General features: G+C 38.8%; 13 protein-coding genes. 4 read left to right on the forward strand and 9 right to left on the reverse strand.

Annotated features, from left to right (window positions below; genetic code table 11):
• Window positions 1-47: 47 nt before the first annotated feature.
• Genes BACCOP_RS06545 through BACCOP_RS06555 form a run of 3 tightly spaced genes read left to right on the forward strand, consistent with a single transcriptional unit; the run spans window position 48 to window position 4,993 of the window.
• Window positions 48-2,438, forward strand: coding sequence for a TonB-dependent receptor (locus BACCOP_RS06545; protein ID WP_007567470.1), 2,391 nt, complete (start codon window positions 48-50; stop codon window positions 2,436-2,438).
• 23 nt (window positions 2,439-2,461) lie between these two features.
• The gene (locus tag BACCOP_RS06550; RefSeq protein WP_007567473.1) at window positions 2,462-3,859 is read left to right on the forward strand and encodes a DUF4374 domain-containing protein; all 1,398 of its coding nucleotides are present in this window, start codon (window positions 2,462-2,464) and stop codon (window positions 3,857-3,859) included.
• Window positions 3,860-3,868: 9 nt separating this feature from the next.
• The gene (locus BACCOP_RS06555) at window positions 3,869-4,993 is read left to right on the forward strand and encodes a PepSY-associated TM helix domain-containing protein (RefSeq protein WP_007567475.1); all 1,125 of its coding nucleotides are present in this window, start codon (window positions 3,869-3,871) and stop codon (window positions 4,991-4,993) included.
• 90 nt (window positions 4,994-5,083) lie between these two features.
• On the opposite strand, the gene BACCOP_RS06560 is transcribed toward BACCOP_RS06555, so the two are convergent.
• From BACCOP_RS06560 to BACCOP_RS06580, 5 genes are all read right to left on the reverse strand, one after another.
• Window positions 5,084-5,878 (reverse strand): gluconate 5-dehydrogenase, encoded by a 795-nt coding sequence (locus BACCOP_RS06560; protein WP_007567476.1) that lies wholly within the window; start codon window positions 5,876-5,878, stop codon window positions 5,084-5,086.
• A 129-nt stretch (window positions 5,879-6,007) separates the two neighbouring features.
• The gene (dacB, locus tag BACCOP_RS06565; RefSeq protein WP_007567477.1) at window positions 6,008-7,408 is read right to left on the reverse strand and encodes a D-alanyl-D-alanine carboxypeptidase/D-alanyl-D-alanine endopeptidase; all 1,401 of its coding nucleotides are present in this window, start codon (window positions 7,406-7,408) and stop codon (window positions 6,008-6,010) included.
• A gap of 3 nt (window positions 7,409-7,411) precedes the next feature.
• Entirely contained in the window at window positions 7,412-8,752 is a 1,341-nt protein-coding gene (gene lpdA / locus BACCOP_RS06570; RefSeq protein WP_007567479.1) for a dihydrolipoyl dehydrogenase, read from the reverse strand.
• Window positions 8,753-8,787: 35 nt separating this feature from the next.
• A complete protein-coding gene (locus tag BACCOP_RS06575; RefSeq protein WP_007567484.1) occupies window positions 8,788-9,189 on the reverse strand; it encodes a hypothetical protein in 402 nt (133 codons plus the stop codon).
• 10 nt (window positions 9,190-9,199) lie between these two features.
• Window positions 9,200-9,631 (reverse strand): PH domain-containing protein, encoded by a 432-nt coding sequence (locus tag BACCOP_RS06580; RefSeq protein WP_007567486.1) that lies wholly within the window; start codon window positions 9,629-9,631, stop codon window positions 9,200-9,202.
• A 151-nt stretch (window positions 9,632-9,782) separates the two neighbouring features.
• Here BACCOP_RS06580 and nadB point away from each other — a divergent pair, with 151 nt between their 5' ends.
• On the forward strand, window positions 9,783-11,378 hold the full coding sequence (gene nadB / locus BACCOP_RS06585; RefSeq protein WP_007567490.1) for an L-aspartate oxidase: 1,596 nt from the start codon (window positions 9,783-9,785) through the stop codon (window positions 11,376-11,378).
• 333 nt (window positions 11,379-11,711) lie between these two features.
• Here nadB and BACCOP_RS06590 read toward each other — a convergent pair whose 3' ends face one another.
• From BACCOP_RS06590 to BACCOP_RS06605, 4 genes are all read right to left on the reverse strand, one after another.
• Window positions 11,712-12,419 (reverse strand): DUF3823 domain-containing protein, encoded by a 708-nt coding sequence (locus tag BACCOP_RS06590; protein WP_040311890.1) that lies wholly within the window; start codon window positions 12,417-12,419, stop codon window positions 11,712-11,714.
• Between the two features lie 18 nt (window positions 12,420-12,437).
• Window positions 12,438-14,327 carry a RagB/SusD family nutrient uptake outer membrane protein gene (locus BACCOP_RS06595; protein ID WP_040311870.1) on the reverse strand — a complete coding sequence of 630 codons (1,890 nt, stop codon included), beginning with the start codon at window positions 14,325-14,327 and terminating at the stop codon, window positions 12,438-12,440.
• A 5-nt stretch (window positions 14,328-14,332) separates the two neighbouring features.
• A complete protein-coding gene (locus tag BACCOP_RS06600; RefSeq protein ID WP_007567496.1) occupies window positions 14,333-17,530 on the reverse strand; it encodes a SusC/RagA family TonB-linked outer membrane protein in 3,198 nt (1,065 codons plus the stop codon).
• Between the two features lie 180 nt (window positions 17,531-17,710).
• Window positions 17,711-18,885 (reverse strand): transposase (locus tag BACCOP_RS06605; protein ID WP_007567498.1); only part of this gene is annotated, 1,175 nt, incomplete at its 5' end.

Here is an 18,885-nt window from a genome sequence, read left to right on the forward strand (position 1 = left end):
GTTTTTAAAAGGTATAACAGGTATAATTTTTAAGGAAAAAAGAATTAATGATAAAAAACGGCATACTCATTTTAATAGCAGTTATTTATTCTGCTTCTCTTTTTGCACAACCACGCACATTACTGTCAGGTAAAGTAGTATCAACCGATAAAAGCGTTATCGATTTTGCTACTGTATATCTAAAAGGTACACAGTATGGATGTACTACCAACGAACAAGGCATTTACCATTTACACGCACCGGCAGGAAAATATACGCTGATTATTTCAGCCGTAGGCTTTGAAACATACGAAAAAGCGATAGAAATCGTACCAAACGAGCGTAATAAACAAACAGTTGTGCTAAAACCTTCAGTTACAGAACTGGACGAAGTGGTAGTAACATCTACCGGAGTAAACCGTGTAAAAAAATCAGCTTTCAATGCTGTAGCAGTCGATACAAAAGAGCTTCATAACTCAACTAAAAGCCTAAGTGAAGCCTTAAGCCAACTTCCCGGAATGAAACTTCGCGAATCGGGTGGTGTAGGATCGGATATGCAGCTGATGCTGGACGGATTCAGTGGTAAGCATGTAAAAGTCTTTATCGATGGTGTTCCCCAGGAAGGAGCAGGAACAGCTTTCGATCTGAACAATATTCCTGTAAATTTTGCCGAACGCATTGAAGTATACAAAGGTGTTGTGCCTGTAGGCTTCGGAACAGATGCGTTGGGAGGAGTTATCAACATTGTAACCAACAAGAAACGCCGCAACTGGTTTTTTGACGCCTCATATTCATATGGTTCATTCAATACACATAAATCGTATGTAAACTTCGGTCAGACATTCAAGAATGGACTGATGTATGAAATCAATGCTTTCCAGAATTATTCTGACAATGATTATTATATCGACAATTACATTACCGAGTTTGGTGAAGACGGTATTACCGAGAGTACAGATAAAAATAAAATATACCATGTAAAACGTTTTAACGATACATTTCATAATGAAGCTGTTATCGGTAAAATAGGAGTCATGGATAAAACCTGGGCAGACCGTCTGGTATTCAGTTTCAACTATTCTCACTTCTATAAAGAAATCCAGACAGGAGTATATCAATATGTCGTATTCGGACAAAAGCACCGTAAAGGATACTCGTTCGTTCCATCAGTAGAATACCGTAAGCGTAACCTGCTCATCGAAGGACTGGATATTTCGGCTACAGCCAATTACAACCATAACATCACACATAACATTGATACCGCAGCCTATAAATACAACTGGCTGGGAGATAAAAAATATACCGGTACACCGGGAGAACAGTCGCATCAGAATAATGAATCGAAAAATACGAACTGGAATGGAACATTTACAGCCAATTACCGTATAGGAGAAGCACATACTTTCACCCTGAACCATGTAATCAGTACCTTTCACCGTACTACACGTTCGTATATCTCGGGGAGCTCCAAGCTGTCTGATTTCAGTATTCCTAAAAAAACACGAAAGAACATCACCGGACTCTCATACCGGTACATGCCTTCCGATAAATGGAATATCTCGGCTTTCACTAAATACTATAACCAGTACAACGAAGGTCCTGTATCACAAAATTCAGATGGAATAGGAAACTATACCACCCTGAAGAAACACCTTAGTTCATTAGGATATGGAGTAGCCGGCACGTATTTTATCATAAAGGACTTGCAAGCAAAATTATCCTACGAAAAAGCATACCGACTTCCCACAACCGAAGAGCTTTTCGGTGATGAAGACCTGGAAGCAGGAAAAGCCGATCTGAAACCAGAAAGAAGCGATAACTTCAACCTGAATCTGAGTTATGCTTATCATATTGGCAAACATGCCATTTACGTAGAAGGAAGCCTCATCTACCGCGATACGAAAGACTATATCAAGCGAGGACTTTCACAAGTAAGCAATATGAGTTTCGGATATTACGAAAATCACGGCAGGGTAAAAACTAAAGGATATAATATCTCACTGAGATACAATTATTCACGGTGGTTCAACATTGGAGGAACGTTCAATTCCATGAATGCACGCGACGAAGAAAAATACCGTGCAGGAGGTACACAGCAGGAAAGTCTGACTTATGGCCAGCGTATACCTAACCAGCCTTACTTGTATGCTAACTTCGATGCTTCGTTTACCTGGCATGATCTGTTTGACAAAGGGAATGTACTGACATTGGGTTACGACGGATACTACCAGCATGAATTTCCGTTATACTGGGAGAATCTGGGAGATCCGACAACCAAAATCCGTGTACCTGAACAGATTTCACATAATCTCAGTATCGGATACAGTTTGAAAGGAGGCCGTTACAATCTCTCTTTCGAATGTCGGAATCTGACTAATGCCAAACTGTATGATAATTTCAGCCTGCAAAAAGCAGGGCGAGCTTTTTATGGAAAAATAAGAGTGAATTTCGGAAAATAAATTAAACTAAAACATAAAAGAACATGCAAAAAAAGTATTTTACACATGCCCTGGCAATAGCAGTCTGCTCAAGCAGCCTGTTCAGTTCATGCAGCGATGAATATTCAAATGGAAATTCAGGAGGTTCAGTAACCGAAACTGATAAATATGTAATTGCAGCAAAAACCGGTGATGCAACTTATCTCATTACAGCCGAATCGCTTGATGAAGGAAGTGTCACCTCCATAGGAAGTGGAACTGAAACTATCGGAGGATCTTACTGGGTATTTTACGGAACAAATTATCTGTTCAGCTTAAAATACAATAATGGAGAGGCTGGAACCGGTGCATCGTATATATTGAGCCAGTCTACCGGTAAACCAGTTGAATATAACTCTTACACTTTTAACCGAATTACTACATATGGTATTTGGGGAAACAATGTCATAACAGCCTCTACCAACGACGGGAACAAAGAAACAGACGGAGAACATTATGCCAAATATATTCAGTTCAATTATCTGAACGCTACAAATGGTAAAACAACTACAGGTACACAGATTGCAGAAGACTTTCTCGGAAATGGTGAGTTTGTCAGCTTCGCCGGATTTGTAGAAGCAAACAATAAACTTTATACCTCGGTCATTCCGATGGGAATGAGTCATTACGGTGTCAATACATATCCCGATAAAATAACAGACACTGACTTAGTTGCCAAATCTGATGGAGGAACCGGTTCAGGTTCGTATACGGCAGGACAAATACCGTCTACCCAATATCCAGATAAGGCATTCATCGCAATCTACAACGGAAGCAGCTTCGATGAAACACCGACCATTGTAGAAACAGACAAAATCGGATTTGCCTGTGGAAGAAACCGTTCTCAATATTATCAGACAATCTGGGCTGCCGACAACGGCGACTTGTATGTTTTCTCTCCAGGATATGGACGTACAGCAACTTCTTCCAGCGATCTGAAAAAAGTTACCGGTACACTCCCTTCAGGAGTAATGCGTATCAAGGCAGGAGAAACAACTTTCGACTCAAGCTATTACTATAATCTGGAAGAACTGGGCAGTAAAAAGCCAATGTTCCGATGCTGGCATATTACTCAAGACTACTTCCTTCTGCAAATGTACACTGATGGAGTTGCAGGTATGATGACCGGAAAAAATGCTGTTGTAACCGAACTTGCCATTTTCAAGGCCGAAGAGGGAAAACTTACAACTGTATCAAGCGGCATGCCACAACAAAGTAGCATAACGTCGCTAGGAGCTCCTTTCTGTACAAACGGAGTAGCCTATATTCCTGTAGTAACAAACGATGGCAGTAGTCCGGCTCTGTATAAAATTGATCCGACAACGGCAACGGCAACTAAAGGTGTAAGTATCGTAGCAGATGAAGTTGCTGCTGTAGGCATGTTGTCACCAAAATCATTCTAAAACACAACAATGAGAAAATTATTCAAACAAATACACTTATGGATATCTGTTCCTGTCGGGCTGATTATTTCAATTGTCTGCCTGACAGGGGCACTCCTGGTATTCGAGAAGGAAATAACCCGTGCAGTCAGTCCTCATCTATATACCGTAGACTATACAGAAGGGGCTACGCCGCTAAAACCTTCGCAGATTGTCGCACTTATCAACAACCAAATAAGTGATACCCTGGAAGTAAACAGCCTGCAAACAGCCCAAAATCCTGAAGAAGCCTGGATGGTAAGCTTTAAAAATGCCGGACGCCGCCAGTTAAGTATTAATCCCTATTCGGGAGAAATAAACGGATGGGTAGAAGGAAGTTCTTTCTTCCAGACTGTCCGCAAATTGCATCGCTGGCTACTGGATGCTCCTGCTCAGAAAGGAGCTCCGTCAACAGGAAAAACCATTGTAGGCATAAGTACCCTGCTCATGGTGGTTATTCTGATATCAGGTTTAGTAATCTGGTGGCCCCGTAGCCGCAAAAGTCTGCAAAACCGGCTTAAATTATCATGCAACAAAGGCTGGTTCCATTTCTGGTACGACAGTCATGTATCATTAGGTTTCTATGCAACCATCTTTCTGCTAATCATGGCTCTTACCGGACTAACGTGGTCGTTCCGATGGTATCGTACCGGATTTTATGCACTCTTTGGTGCTTCTACCGAACAGCCACAGCAGACTGCCGCACATGGAGAAGGACATAATAATAAAGAAAAAAGAAAGAGAGCAGAGCAAACAAACTATCTGGCCTGGGATACTGCCCTTGCGGAACTGCAAACAAAGTATAACAGCTATGGCACAATCCAGTTAAACAAAAATAATGCACAAATCATTCAGACAGGAAAACGGAAAGGTGACACAGCATTGTTTGATGCTCATACTGGAAAAATTACAGAAATAACAATCTATGATACCAATGAACAACCTATATCCAGCAAGATGAAAGGAATCATATATTCATTCCATACCGGACAATGGGGAGGTATCATAACCCGTATTCTATATTTTCTGTCTGCGTTCGTAGGAGGTATTTTACCACTTACAGGATATTACCTTTGGATAAAGCGCATAAGTCGGAAAAAACATCGTGAAGTTTGACCGAAAATTCGTACAAAAAATAAAAAAACTAGCTGAAGTTTTAGGAAAAACTTCAGCTAGTTTTTTTATATCGCTCGGGAAGAGCTAAAATTATTTAGGCTGCTTTCCGATATAAGCCAGAATACCACCGTCTACGTAAAGCACATGACCGTTTACGAAATTTGAAGCATCCGAAGCAAGGAAAATAGCCGGTCCCATCAGGTCTTCCGGATTTCCCCAGCGTGCAGCAGGAGTCTTGGCAACAATGAAAGCATCGAAAGGATGACGAGAACCGTCTGCCTGACGTTCACGCAAAGGAGCGGTCTGAGGAGTAGCGATATAACCCGGACCGATACCATTACACTGGATGTTGAATTCACCATATTCAGATGCGATGTTGCGGGTAAGCATCTTCAAGCCGCCTTTTGCTGCTGCATAAGCCGATACTGTTTCACGGCCAAGTTCACTCATCATTGAACAGATGTTGATAATCTTTCCGTGACCTTTCTTGATCATGCTAGGAATAACAGCTTTTGATACGATGAACGGAGCATTCAAATCAACATCGATTACCTGACGGAATTCGGCTGCTGACATCTCACACATCGGAATACGCTTGATGATACCTGCATTGTTTACCAGAATATCGATAACACCTACTTCCTTTTCAATCTGGGCAACCAGAGCATTTACAGCTTCTTCGTTGGTTACATCACAAACATAACCACGAGCATCAATACCCAGTTCCTTATATGCTGCAAGACCTTTGTCTACCAGTTCCTGCTTGATGTCGTTGAATACAATTTTTGCACCAGCCTGTGCAAAACCTGTTGCAATTGCAAAACCGATACCGTAAGAAGCTCCTGTTACAAGAGCTACTTTACCTTCGAGTGAAAAATTAACCATAGTTTTCTTTAGTGTTTATATTGTTAATAACTAATATCAACCTTAAAAAAGCAAATTGTTTTTCCGTTTACGAACACGGATTTATTTATTCTAATTTTCTAAGTTCACAAATATACTAATTTCTTTTTATTAGTGTGCTAATATTTCGCAAATCTTATCTTGAAACGCACGAGCTTCCTTACCTCGTAAAACATTCTGGTTGATAATAACAAAAGCAAGCATATCGCCATTTCCTGCTTTTACATATCCGGCAAGCGAACTTATCCCTGTAACAGTACCGGTCTTGGCACGTACATTCCGATATGCTTTTCCCTGCTTCATACGATAATGCAGTGTCCCATCTACTCCCGCAACGGGAAGAGCCTCATAAAATGTATGAAAAATCTCAGGATGTGCATAAGCATATTTCAGATACTCCATCATCAAATCAGGAGAGATATAATTGTAAAGTGATACACCACTGCCATCTACGATACTGTAATTATCGGGATTACGCCCGATCTCATGCTTCATAAAGGAGTGAATAACTTCCTGCGCATCCTTAAAACCTACATTTTTTTTCCCAGAACGACTGATAGCCAGATGATAAAACATTGCTTCGGCAGACAGATTATCACTTTTCTTCAACGCACGTTTTAATACAGGTTCCAACGGTCGTGAAAATGTATACATACCAGTTGCCTCATCCGGACATATTCCATACCGGACTGACTGTATAGAAATACCCGTTTCTTTTAAACGATAAGCAAATGTATGCAGAAAAAAATCTTTTGACGAATACATATTCAGTGTCTTTGTACATCTGTAATTAGCATTTCCATCTACACAAATCGTATTACCATTATCCAGCCAGTTACGGGTAACTTTCAGTTTCCCACATTGCGGAGCATAGCTCTGAGCTAAATTGCAAACGGTGTAATAATCAGATTCTGGTATAACCTCTATTTTCGGCTTTCTTCCCTTCGATGTGGGAATTACTGTTACATTTACGCATCCTCTGTTTAACATGAGCGGAGATAAATATGGCTGAAAGGCTTCGGGAGTATCATCCCAAGACCATCCTGCCCCCCAATAAATAGAGTCTGTCAACGATACATCTGCAATCAGGCTCCCTTGAATGCAACGTATTCCGGAGTTATGAACAGCTTCTACCAGTTTATTCATATCCTCATCCATAAACTCCGGATCGAATCCACCGACTAGGTATAAATCTCCCTGTAATATACTGTCCTGAACGATAGTTCCTGTATAAGCAATCCGTGTATTGAAAAGATAATATTCTCTAAGCTCTGCCAATGCAGTAACCGATGTTATCACTTTTTCAATGGAGGCAGGACGATAAAGTTTTTTATCCTGATAGGCATACATCTGCTTTCCTTGTGTCAAATTGAAAACACTAATGCCAACCTCCGAAGTCGTCAATACTTTTTCTGAAGAAACCAATGCATCCAGCTTTCCGGCAATAGACTGGGCAGCCAGTGTACAACAACATATTATGAGAGAGATTAATACTAGTCCTGTTCGCTTCATATATTACAATTCTCTAAAGATTTCACCTACTGTTGGGTGCGGAAAAACAAAACGTTTAAAATATTCCAGATTACGGTGTTCTTCTACCATCATACCTCCCAAGACAATTAACTCGGAAGCAGGATTTCCCAATATATGTACGCCAAGCACCGTATCTTTATCGTCTACCAAAACTTTAATAACTCCATTTGAGCCTTCATTTTCAGCAACAAACCGTCCTGAATATGCCATGGGCAATTTCACTGTACGATATGAAGTACCATTTGCCTGCAACACCTCTTCTGTCTGCCCTACAGAAGCAATTTCCGGATTGGTATAAACAACTCCTGGAATAGCACGGTAACTCATTTCTTCCGGCTCACCCAAAATATCTTTTACGGCTATTTCTGCTTCTCTCACAGCCGTATGAGCCAGCAAAGAAACGCCATTCAGATCACCACATACATATACTCCAGGAACAGAGGTACGTAAATGAGCATCGACACGGATATGCCTACGCTCTGTTAGCTCCAGGTTCAGATTTTCAAGACCAAAGCCTTCTGTAACAGGCCGACGACCTACACTCATCAACAGCTTATCGGCACATATACTGTTTGCTCCATCCGCATTTTCATAATGTACATGTATTCCTTCGTCATCCTGTGAAAGACTGGTTACTTTGGCGCCAAGCAGGAATTTAACTCCTTTCTTTGAATATTCTGTGCGAAGAGAAGCCGCAAGTTCACGATCGATGCCATTCAAGATTTCATTCATCATTTCGATGACGGTTACTTGTACTCCCAAGCTGGAAAAGAAAGAAGCAAACTCCATTCCGATAACTCCTCCTCCTACAATAGCAAGCGAACGAGGCAATTCTTTATTATCGAGTGCATCACGGTGAGTCCAATAACTAACCTGATCAATACCTTGTATCGGAGGAATAACAGTCTGACTACCTGTACAAATAATCAGATGTTCACATTCGTACGTTTCATCTGCACAACGTACAGTATTCTTATCCACAATATAAGCTTCTCCATTAACAACAGTAACCTGCTGTGCTGCCAGTTTAGCCTTAATCCCTAAAACCAGTTTACGGACAACCTTGGCTTTTCGTGAAATAATTTTCGGCAAATCAAAAGAAGCGTCTGGTACACTTACAGCATATTTCGATGCATGACGGGCATAATCGTATACTTTAGCTGAATAAAGCAATGTCTTCGTCGGTATACATCCTTCATTCAGACAAACACCTCCCAAACTATTCTTTTCGAACAGAACAACACTCAATCCAGCCTTACCGGCAGCTTCGGCAGCTGTATATCCGGCAGGACCTCCACCAATAATTGCAAGTTGGAATTTCATATTATTTTATTTAGATTAATAGGTTTCAATTTATATCAGCTCCAGTTTTCGTATTCCATATCCGGATAATATTCGTATAGAGTATCTACAAACAATTCCGGCTCCTGTAAAGGATACCACCTGTCACTTTTTTCAGCAATGATACGCAGAGCTTTACGCTGGGGGTCAAAATACACTTTGGTAATTCCCTTCAAAACGACCTTTGAAAAGCCTAAATAACAAACTACATGTACTGTTCCATCATCATCTATCCGGTATTCTTTTATTTCTTCGAACATGCAGAACAATACATCAAGTATAAAAATCAATACCATAGCAAGTACCCAAAGTCTTTCCTGATAATAGATTATACCTAATATAACAGTCAGGACAAGAGCACTTATAAGAGTTTCACATATAAATCTCTTTACCGATTTTCGAGGTTTGAAATTTTTCATAAAACATATTTTAGTTATCGATCATATCTGTATTTTCGCCACTTTTCATTTTTTTCTGTACCCATCGGATAAAATCTTCCGCATTTTGAGGAGAGACAAAAACTTTTTCATGTTTATCACCGACACGATAAGTTATCTCAACTCGATGAACAGAAAGGGCAGGAGCAATGGAGAAAGAATTTACTTCGCACATACCGACAATAGTATTCAGTAATATAGTTTTATCAGCCACAAAGCGTCCTGTTTCAATCAATAACTTGCCACTACCCGTAACAATATAACGTGTATGTATTAACATTTCAATTTCAAATATCATCACAGCAGCAACCAGTAATGTGGCTATGGTATAATGAAACCAAAAGAAATCGAACAATAAAAAAGCAGTTACAGCCATCAGTAACCAGTACCACCAGTCTACTTTAGAGTGAAAAGTCCTGTCCATTATATCTACAAGATTTATTAATTCTTTGTGAAGATAGCAATTTATCACCGAAAACCATACTTATCATAAGGTTCTTTAGAAAAAAAACAAAGAGACAGTGCTCTCATGTCAGTTTTTTTGTAGTTTTGCAACAATATATACATATTTTATTATGGTAAGAAAATTCGATTTTCTCGTTATCGGTTCAGGAATTGCCGGAATGAGCTTTGCGCTGAAAGTTGCGCATAAAGGTTCGGTTGCACTGATCTGCAAAGCCGGACTAGAAGAAGCCAATACCTACTATGCACAAGGAGGAATTGCTTCTGTAACGAATCTGAAAGTGGATAACTTCGAAAAGCATATCCACGATACAATGGTAGCTGGCGACTGGATTAGCGACCCGGAAGCTGTAGAAAAAGTAGTGCGTAATGCCCCTGCTCAGATTGAAGAATTAATAAACTGGGGAGTTAACTTCGATAAAACCGAAAACGGAGAATTCGATTTACATAAAGAAGGAGGGCACTCCGAATTCCGCATTTTACACCATAAGGACAATACTGGAGCAGAAATTCAGACGAGCCTGATCGAAGCTGTAAAAAAACATCCTAATATCACAGTATTTACCAGCTTCTATGCTGTAGAAATTATCACTCAGCATCATCTTGGCATCATCGTAACCCGTCATACACCAGGCATTAAATGTTTTGGTGCTTATGTATTGAATGAAAAAACAGGAGATGTAGATACCTTCCTTTCAAAAGTCACAGTAATGGCTACAGGAGGATGTGAAGCTGTATATACCCATACAACCAATCCGCTGGTTGCCACTGGTGACGGTATCGCAATGGTTTATCGTGCTAAGGGACTTGTAAAGGATATGGAATTCATCCAGTTCCATCCAACAGCCTTGTATCATCCGGGAGACCGTCCTAGTTTCTTAATAACAGAAGCCATGCGTGGATATGGAGCTGTATTAAGAAATCTCGGCGGAGAAGAATTTATGCAAAAATATGATCCACGTTTATCACTTGCTCCGCGCGACATCGTAGCCCGTGCCATAGATAGTGAAATGAAACAACGGGGTGAAGATCATGTATATTTGGATGTAACCCATAAAGATCCGGAAGAAACAAAGAAACACTTCCCCAATATTTATAAAAAATGTCTTAGCCAGGGTATAGATATTACCAAGGATTATATTCCGGTGGCTCCTGCTGCTCATTACTTGTGTGGCGGTATCAAAGTTGACTTGGACGGACAATCTAGCATCAAACGTCTGTATGCTATTGGAGAATGCTCTTGTACCGGATTGCATGGAGGAAACCGTCTTGCTTCCAATTCGCTTATTGAGGCTATCGTGTATGCAGACTCTGCTGCGAAACATGCTTTAAGCGTTCTCGACCGTTATGACTTCAATGAAGATATTCCTGAATGGAATGCAGAAGGTACAATCAGCAATGAAGAACGCATCCTGATTACTCAAAGCATGAAAGAGGTAAATCAGATAATGGAATCATACGTAGGTATCGTACGAAGCAATCTTCGTCTTGTTCGTGCATGGAATCGTCTGGACATCTTATACGAAGAAACAGAACGATTGTTTAAGCGTGTAAAGGCTTCACGTGAAATCTGTGAACTGCGTAATATGATTAATGTCGGCTATTTAATTACGCGTCAGGCTATGGAACGTAAAGAAAGCAGAGGGCTACATTACACCATAGACTATCCGCATCCAGCCAAACAACAAGACAATACCGAAGTTTTATAAAATCCACTGTTGATAAAACAAAAAGGAGTTGTATCTCGTTGATACAACTCCTTTTTATATTATGCATCCCAAAATTCTAGATTTAAATCCCTATTCTTTAAACCAATACTTCGGTAAATTTTTACCGAAGTATTGTATGAGAATACAGATTTTTTACAAAACAACTCACTTATTGCAAAGAAAAATTGTTCTTATTTCATTCACCGATAATTATTGTGCAATTAATGGCATTTTCTATTCATTTATATACAAAAAGGGACTTACATTAAAATTATATCTAAAGTAAGTCCCTTTATAGCCTATAAATGTAAATTTAGAAAGATATAACCATTATCATTTTAAACGTATTACTTCAGAATATATAGCTTGGTCAGAACCGGAAGGCCATAATGCAATACGACCAAACAAAGTACCACGTTTCAGAGCAGTTTGAAACATTTGATGTTCGGCATAATCTCTTGTTTGAAATACATAAGTCTTACCTCCGTCTTTGTATTCAGCCATGTTATCAGTTTCATCATATCTATCCACATTATGATTATCATCACATAAGAACTGTGTAGTTCCCAATAATAACATCACACGGTCAATACCCTTTCCTGCAACATTATTAACATCGAAGGAAGCATTAACCTTATTTCCATCAAGAGTTATTTTTGCATTATCAACCAAATAATATGGTTGCACATTTACATCAACATTAGCATAACCATTCAGATCAATATATATTGTATCTCTTCCTTCAGAAGTCCATGGACCATGTCCTGCTTTTGTTATCAACTGATATTGCCCATCAAAAATACAAATCGAAAATTCTCCATTTTGATTAACATGTACATTAAATGGATCATGAAGTTCATAACCACTTTGATACAATTGTAAAACAACACCTTCATTTCCTTTTAACTGAAGTGGTCTACCTTGATATACAACTCGTCCGGTTATAAAAGATTCAGGTTCATCATAATTATCTTTCCGACAACCAGACAATACGACAATCATCAAAACAAAAAATGATAATATTTTAATCAACTTTTTCATCATTGTATTATTTTTATATTATTGATAAGGATTCTTTACTAACTTAGGATTATTATTTAACCATCCATTGTCTATTTCTCCATAATAATCAGCTTCTGTACACTTATATGGATTAGTCCACAAGCCTAACTTAGCCATATCTTTTTCAATAAAGACCCATTTTCCATCATTCGGATCTCCTGGTGCAACAACTTTATACGGCCATAATCCGTGACGCTGTGCTGTTCTCGAGTTGGGATCTCCATTCCATAACTTATGAGCCTCCATAAATCTTTTTAAAGTCCACCAGCGATGTCCCTCAAATGCAAATTCCACACGATACTCATGAATCAACTTATTTTTATCAATAGAAGTAAGTGGATTTACACCAGCGCGTTTACGTACCTCATTAATATAAGACAAAGCTTCAGAATCACCTTCATCTCCACTTATCATCCACTGAGTTTCAGCCGCAATTAAATAGGCCTCTGCAATACGAAAATGTACATTCCACATAGCAGATCCTCTACCAATAGTACCAGCAGCAGGAGTTTCATCCAAATATTTACGAATATAGAAGCCTGTACGATTAATCTCTCGATCGTCACCTCCTAATGGACCATTATTAGCAGTAATCAATCGATGTTCATCATCATATGAATTACGTGCTCCCGTTAATTCAACCCATTTTCCATCTTTTTTTATCAGCTGTCCAGCCTGTATTTCAATATTTTGTCCTGCAAAAGTAGAACCCGGTACAAGAATTGTCCCCATCAATCTAGGGTCTCTCTGTTCAAATAACTCTGTAGGAGAATCATAGAATACCAGATTATTCAATTCGGTATTACCTTCATTCCATTTACTTGCATCGAATTGTACAGATGTACCCAACTGTGATGCATCAGCATTAATAGGTTCAAACGCTTCAACAAGTTCCAAAATTACTGAAAGTCTATCACTACCTGTATCCTGTTCTATACTCTTAGGCAGATTGTTTTTGGTAAACTGATGAGTTTTTCCAGGAGAAACAAAGTCAAAAGTCCAAATAACTTCACTATTACCATCCTTTTGACATACTGCCTTATAGAAATTATCAGCTAAAGCTTGATGGCTCTGATCATTTGAAAACATTAACTTATATGGACCATCGTTTATAACTTCTTTAGCAGCAGTTAAAGCTATTTGATAATATCCCTTTGCTTTTTCAGCAGGAATTCCCACTTCTCCTCCTTTTGTTCTAAGTCCCGGATGTTCTTCTACATTATTATAAGTAGCTAACGAAGCTGCATATAAAGCAGCACGCGCCTGAAGCATTTTGGCTACCCAATAATTTGCACGCGCATTATTTTTATTGGTTTCCTTCGACAAGCCTTTAGCAGCCTCCTCACACTCACTGATAATGTAGTCGTATAAATCAGACTCAGTACTACGTGGAATCTGTAAGGTAGAAATATCCATTCCTGGAGTATATGAGAAAACCTGATCACCAATAATAGGAACTCCTCCAATAGAACGACCTATACAGAAATAAGTCCAAGCACGAATAAATCTAGCTTCAGCAATATATGCTTTTTTTGCATCTTCACTTAAAACAGGAGAAGACTGTACTCCATTCATAAAAACATTCAGGTCATGAAACAAAACGTAATTATATCCGTTTCTCCAATTATTACGTCCCCAAGCTCCTTCTTGGCTACGGTCATATGTGATTACTTCATCTAATAAACGCCAAGCATCAGAATCTTCAATTTTCTGACCAAACATTACACGACCATAAAAATTAGCCAATACAGATTTCATCAAAGCTTCGTCACCATAGGTTTGATCCTGGGTCAAAATAGTATCTGGTTCTTGATCAAGAAAATCACTGCAGCTGCCAAACATCATCATTAGACATAAAGAAGCAGTATACAAATATTTAGTTTTCATCATTTTTAAAATTTAAGATTTACACCAAGATTTATTACACGCATTGGAGGATAATCCAATCCATTATCACTAGCACATTCAGGGTCCATTAGACTTTTAATATTAGATATAGTTAATAAATTTGTGGCAGATAAATATACTCGTACATTAGTGATACCAGTATGAGTTAACCAAGATTTAGGCAATGTATAACCAAACTCTAAGTTACGCAACTTTATATAACGAACATTATGTAACCAATAAGTACTGCTATCATATGCACTTGTCTCATCTGAAGGCAAACGGAGCATTGGATATTTTCCTGGAATTAATTCACTATCTGGATCAAATGGATCGGACAAATGCCAAGCATCTGTCAAGACTTCACTAGGATTGTTTCCATCATTTTGAAATGGACGAGCAGTTTCATAACGTTGCCACCAAGAAGTCATTCCAGAACCAGTCCAATCCATTGCTAAATCAAAACCTTTCCAAGAAGCAGATAGATTAATACCATAATTCAAAGTTGGAGTACTGTCTACTCGATAGCCAATAGGACGCTCATCATATCCATTGATCACTCCATCACTATTTTGATCTTTATACATAATATCTCCAGGAACAACAGTACGATTACCTTTACGGTCATTATCTATTGGATAGTTAGCAATCTGTTCCCAACTTTCAAAACGTCCAATAGCTTCATATCCCCAATTAACATATCCTACACGATGCCAAATACTGTTTCTATATTCATGCCATGAGTTGCTAAAACGAGGCTTATACTGTTCCCAATCCCAAAAACGAGAATAAGTCATATTAGCACCTATACTATAATGAAAATCATTTATATTATCAGACCATGAGATGGATGCATCAAAACCACGATGCATATCTGAATTCAAGTTTTCTTGTGGCAAGCTAAAACCTGCTTCAACAGGTATAAGAACGTCATATCTTTGGGCAGGTAGTCCTTCACGTTTACGCTGGAAAAAATCCACCTGAGCATTCAATCGATTATTTAAAAATCCCAAATCTATACCAATATCCAAAATCTTTGCTGTTAACCAAGACAATGTTTCATTAGGAAGTCCACGAGTAGCAGATCCGACAACCCATTCACCGTCAATTACAGCTCCACCATTATTATAGGTATATCCCGGTAAGAAATCATATGGAGAATAATTACTTACATTATCATCACCTACTTCTCCATATGAAGCTCTAATTTTTAAATTAGTAACTATTTCACCTATTTTATTTTCTTTCCAAAAATTTTCCTCTGAAAGTCTCCATCCTAATGAAGCAGAAGGGAAAAAGCCCCAACGATGACCCGGACGGAATTTCCATGATCCATCCCAACGACCAATAAATTCTACTAAATATCGATCAGCATAATTATAATTGACTCGTGCCAAATACCCCATACGGGCTTCTGTACCTTTTCCTGTATCATTAAATTCTACAATCTCATTTAGACGAATCAAATCCATAGCATCTGATGTTGGAGTAGAATGAATCCACATTTTAGGACGATTACGCTTAGTTGCCTCAAAGCCAGCAACAACATTTATTGCGTGTTTCCCAAATTTTTTATCATAATTTAATTGGATATTGCTCGTCAGATCTTCTACTCTATCACGATTTCTTTCTCTATAAGGATTTGTCATACGATCGGTTACATAGTACTCCCCTGTTTTTTCATCGTATGCATACAAATTAAATTTATATTCCTGATTATCAAATTCTTGAAGACCAAAATAATATCCTAACATAGCTTTTGCCTTCAAGCCATCCAGTATTTCATATTCAGCATTACCATTCAATTGAATTACTCGCCAAACATCAGAAACACGTCCACTTGTATTGTAATTCAGCAATGCAAAGTTTGTTTCAGGTTGGTCAGATACCTTTTGTGGATAATTAGGATTATCATTAGCAAAAGGACGTTTAGTTGGCTGATTTTTCAAAGTTGCAAAACGAGGCAGCCACGTATCATCTACACCTGGCACTCCAGGATGACGCCGATCTTCGATACGTCCATTCATACTAGCCCCAATTTTAAACTTCTCATTTACATTCATTTCAATATTTATCTGGGCATTCGTTCTACGGAATCCACCATAGTTCCGAATAGTAGCATCCTGATTAATATGTGAAACAGCTACATAATAATTTGCCTTATCAGTTCCTCCTGAAAAATTAGTATTAATATAATACTGAGGAGCACTAATCCATATATAATCTCCCCAATCCCATCCTTGATAAGCCGGTGTTGCACCTGCCATCCATTTATCATATTCTTCTCTGCTATAACGTCTGTTTCCATCCGTTCTTCCTGAAAAAGTTTCAGCTGTAGTATAAGCATGAACATACTCTTTTACATCAGCTGGATCTACAAATTTTGAATTTTTCTGCCAACCATAATATGCATCAACAGATACTGTATTTCGCGTATTTCTTTGACCTTTCTTAGTTGTAACAACTATTACACCATTTGCCGCACGTACTCCATATAAAGCAGCAGAAGCATCCTTTAGAATAGATATATTTTCTATATCATTAAAGTCCATATTATTGAACTGACCTTCATCAGAAACAACACCATCAATTACAAACAAAGGAGTACCCATATTACGAATCTGTAAAGCGGTTGTTGCTCCCGGTGCACCTCCTTGCTGACGTGAATTTAAACCAGCAATTTTACCAACCAATGCACCACTGGCTGTCACAGCAGAAGATCTTTCTATATCTGTTGATTTTACAGAAGATACCGCTCCTGTCAAAGTAGCTTTTTTCTGAGCCATACCAAAACCAGTAACTACCACTTCATTTAAGACCTCTGTTTCCTCTTTTAATGTAATCTGTATAGAAGAAGAGGAATTTAATTTTACTTTTTGCGTAGAATAACCTATATAAGAAACTTCAAGTACAGATTTTGAGTCAACATTTAATTCGAATTTTCCATCCATATCGGAAATAGTTCCATTAGTTGTACCTAAAATCTTAATAGTCGCACCTATAATAGGAATACCATTCTCATCAACTACAATTCCTCTGACAGTGCGTTGCTGTTGTAAAGTTTCAACCGGAGTATTAACTGCCATAACATTAGCTTCAGCATAGCAATTACCTTTAGGAAACAATGTAAATGCAGCAATACATAAAGGTATTCGCCACATATTGCCATGCAACAAAAGATTAAATTTGTCTTCTTTACTCATAGTAACTAAATTTTATTGGTCAAAAATTTATTGTTTAATATTAATTTTTAAGACTTTTCAAAACTAGTAACCAATGAATATTTTTATAGATAAAAACTATCCAAAAAACGGTAATAACTATTCAAAAGAAACAATCAAATCAATTTATAATTATAATAGTTCGTTAAAAATTCGCCAAGCCTAAGCGGCTCTGGCAGTAAATAAAATGAGTTCTTTGAAAAGTTTGTCAATAACTTGCATGTCTGGGTTAATCCCGAACACGCAAATAAATCGTTCAAGCATATAAGCATTGTGTATGAATGACTTGCAAGAGGATATGGAATAGGCTATTCCGAGCCTCTTACATGCCGCTTTGGCCAAGTTGACAGCTGCGAGCGATGCATTGAAGTGAAAATCCAACTTCCTGAAGTCGGTTGACTGGCAGTTGGTGATTCCTGCATGCTGCTTGCCATCTCTAAAGCAAAATTCCAGTTGGAACCTGGTTCTGTAATAATCCAGCACCTCACGTCCATCCATGGAATCGTCTGTAGAGAAGTAAAGCTGCCACTTGTCTGTCCTCCCGTCCATCGGATACCAGACGGCTAAGGAAACATACCTTTTGAGAGCTTTTGCATATACCCTCAATCCGTATAGCTTTCCTTTGTTCACCTCGTATTCCTTGCACCGGGTCAAATCCAGATTGGCAAAGTCAATCCTGCCGTCAAACCACTTGGGATGACCACGTTTTCCTGTTTTCTGCTCCAATGTCGGATAGTACAGGATTACGTCATTCCGAAAGCGGCTGATGACATGGAAATCGTTCTCACACATAGGTGTTATGAATGTTTCCTTGGAAAAGAATGCGTCTGCAACCACCGTTCTGGACAGGCTCTGTAGCTTGTCTTTTCTACAGATAAGATAGCTGCTGTACCAGTCAACGAGGCTCTTGTCCATATTATCCAAGGTCTTACAATCCGGCGTCTGAATGGAACCTAAAGTCATGCATTCATGATTGTCGATGTCAATGACACCGATGCCCATGATTTCCAGTCCACGCTTGTATTCTCCTGCACAACCAGACCAGAAGTAACCTATCCAAGGTGTCTTCTTGCCTGATTTGGGAATATAGGAAGGATCGATGGCGATGGCTTTTCTTTTGCCTGTGAGATGCTTGCTGATGATAGAGCCGTTGAACGCAAACCAGTCGAAAGTTTCATGCTCAAAAAGGTTACGATAAGTCTGTTCTGAGAAACAGCCATATCTGCCCAATTGGAGGAAGTTTATACGATCCGGGATGGCCATGAATAATTTCATGGTGTCCATGAACGTTTTTTCAAAAGGTTTTTGTATATTCGCTACTGATTTGAGAGCCGACA

Source organism: Phocaeicola coprocola DSM 17136, from assembly GCF_000154845.1.
GTDB lineage: Bacteria > Bacteroidota > Bacteroidia > Bacteroidales > Bacteroidaceae > Phocaeicola > Phocaeicola coprocola.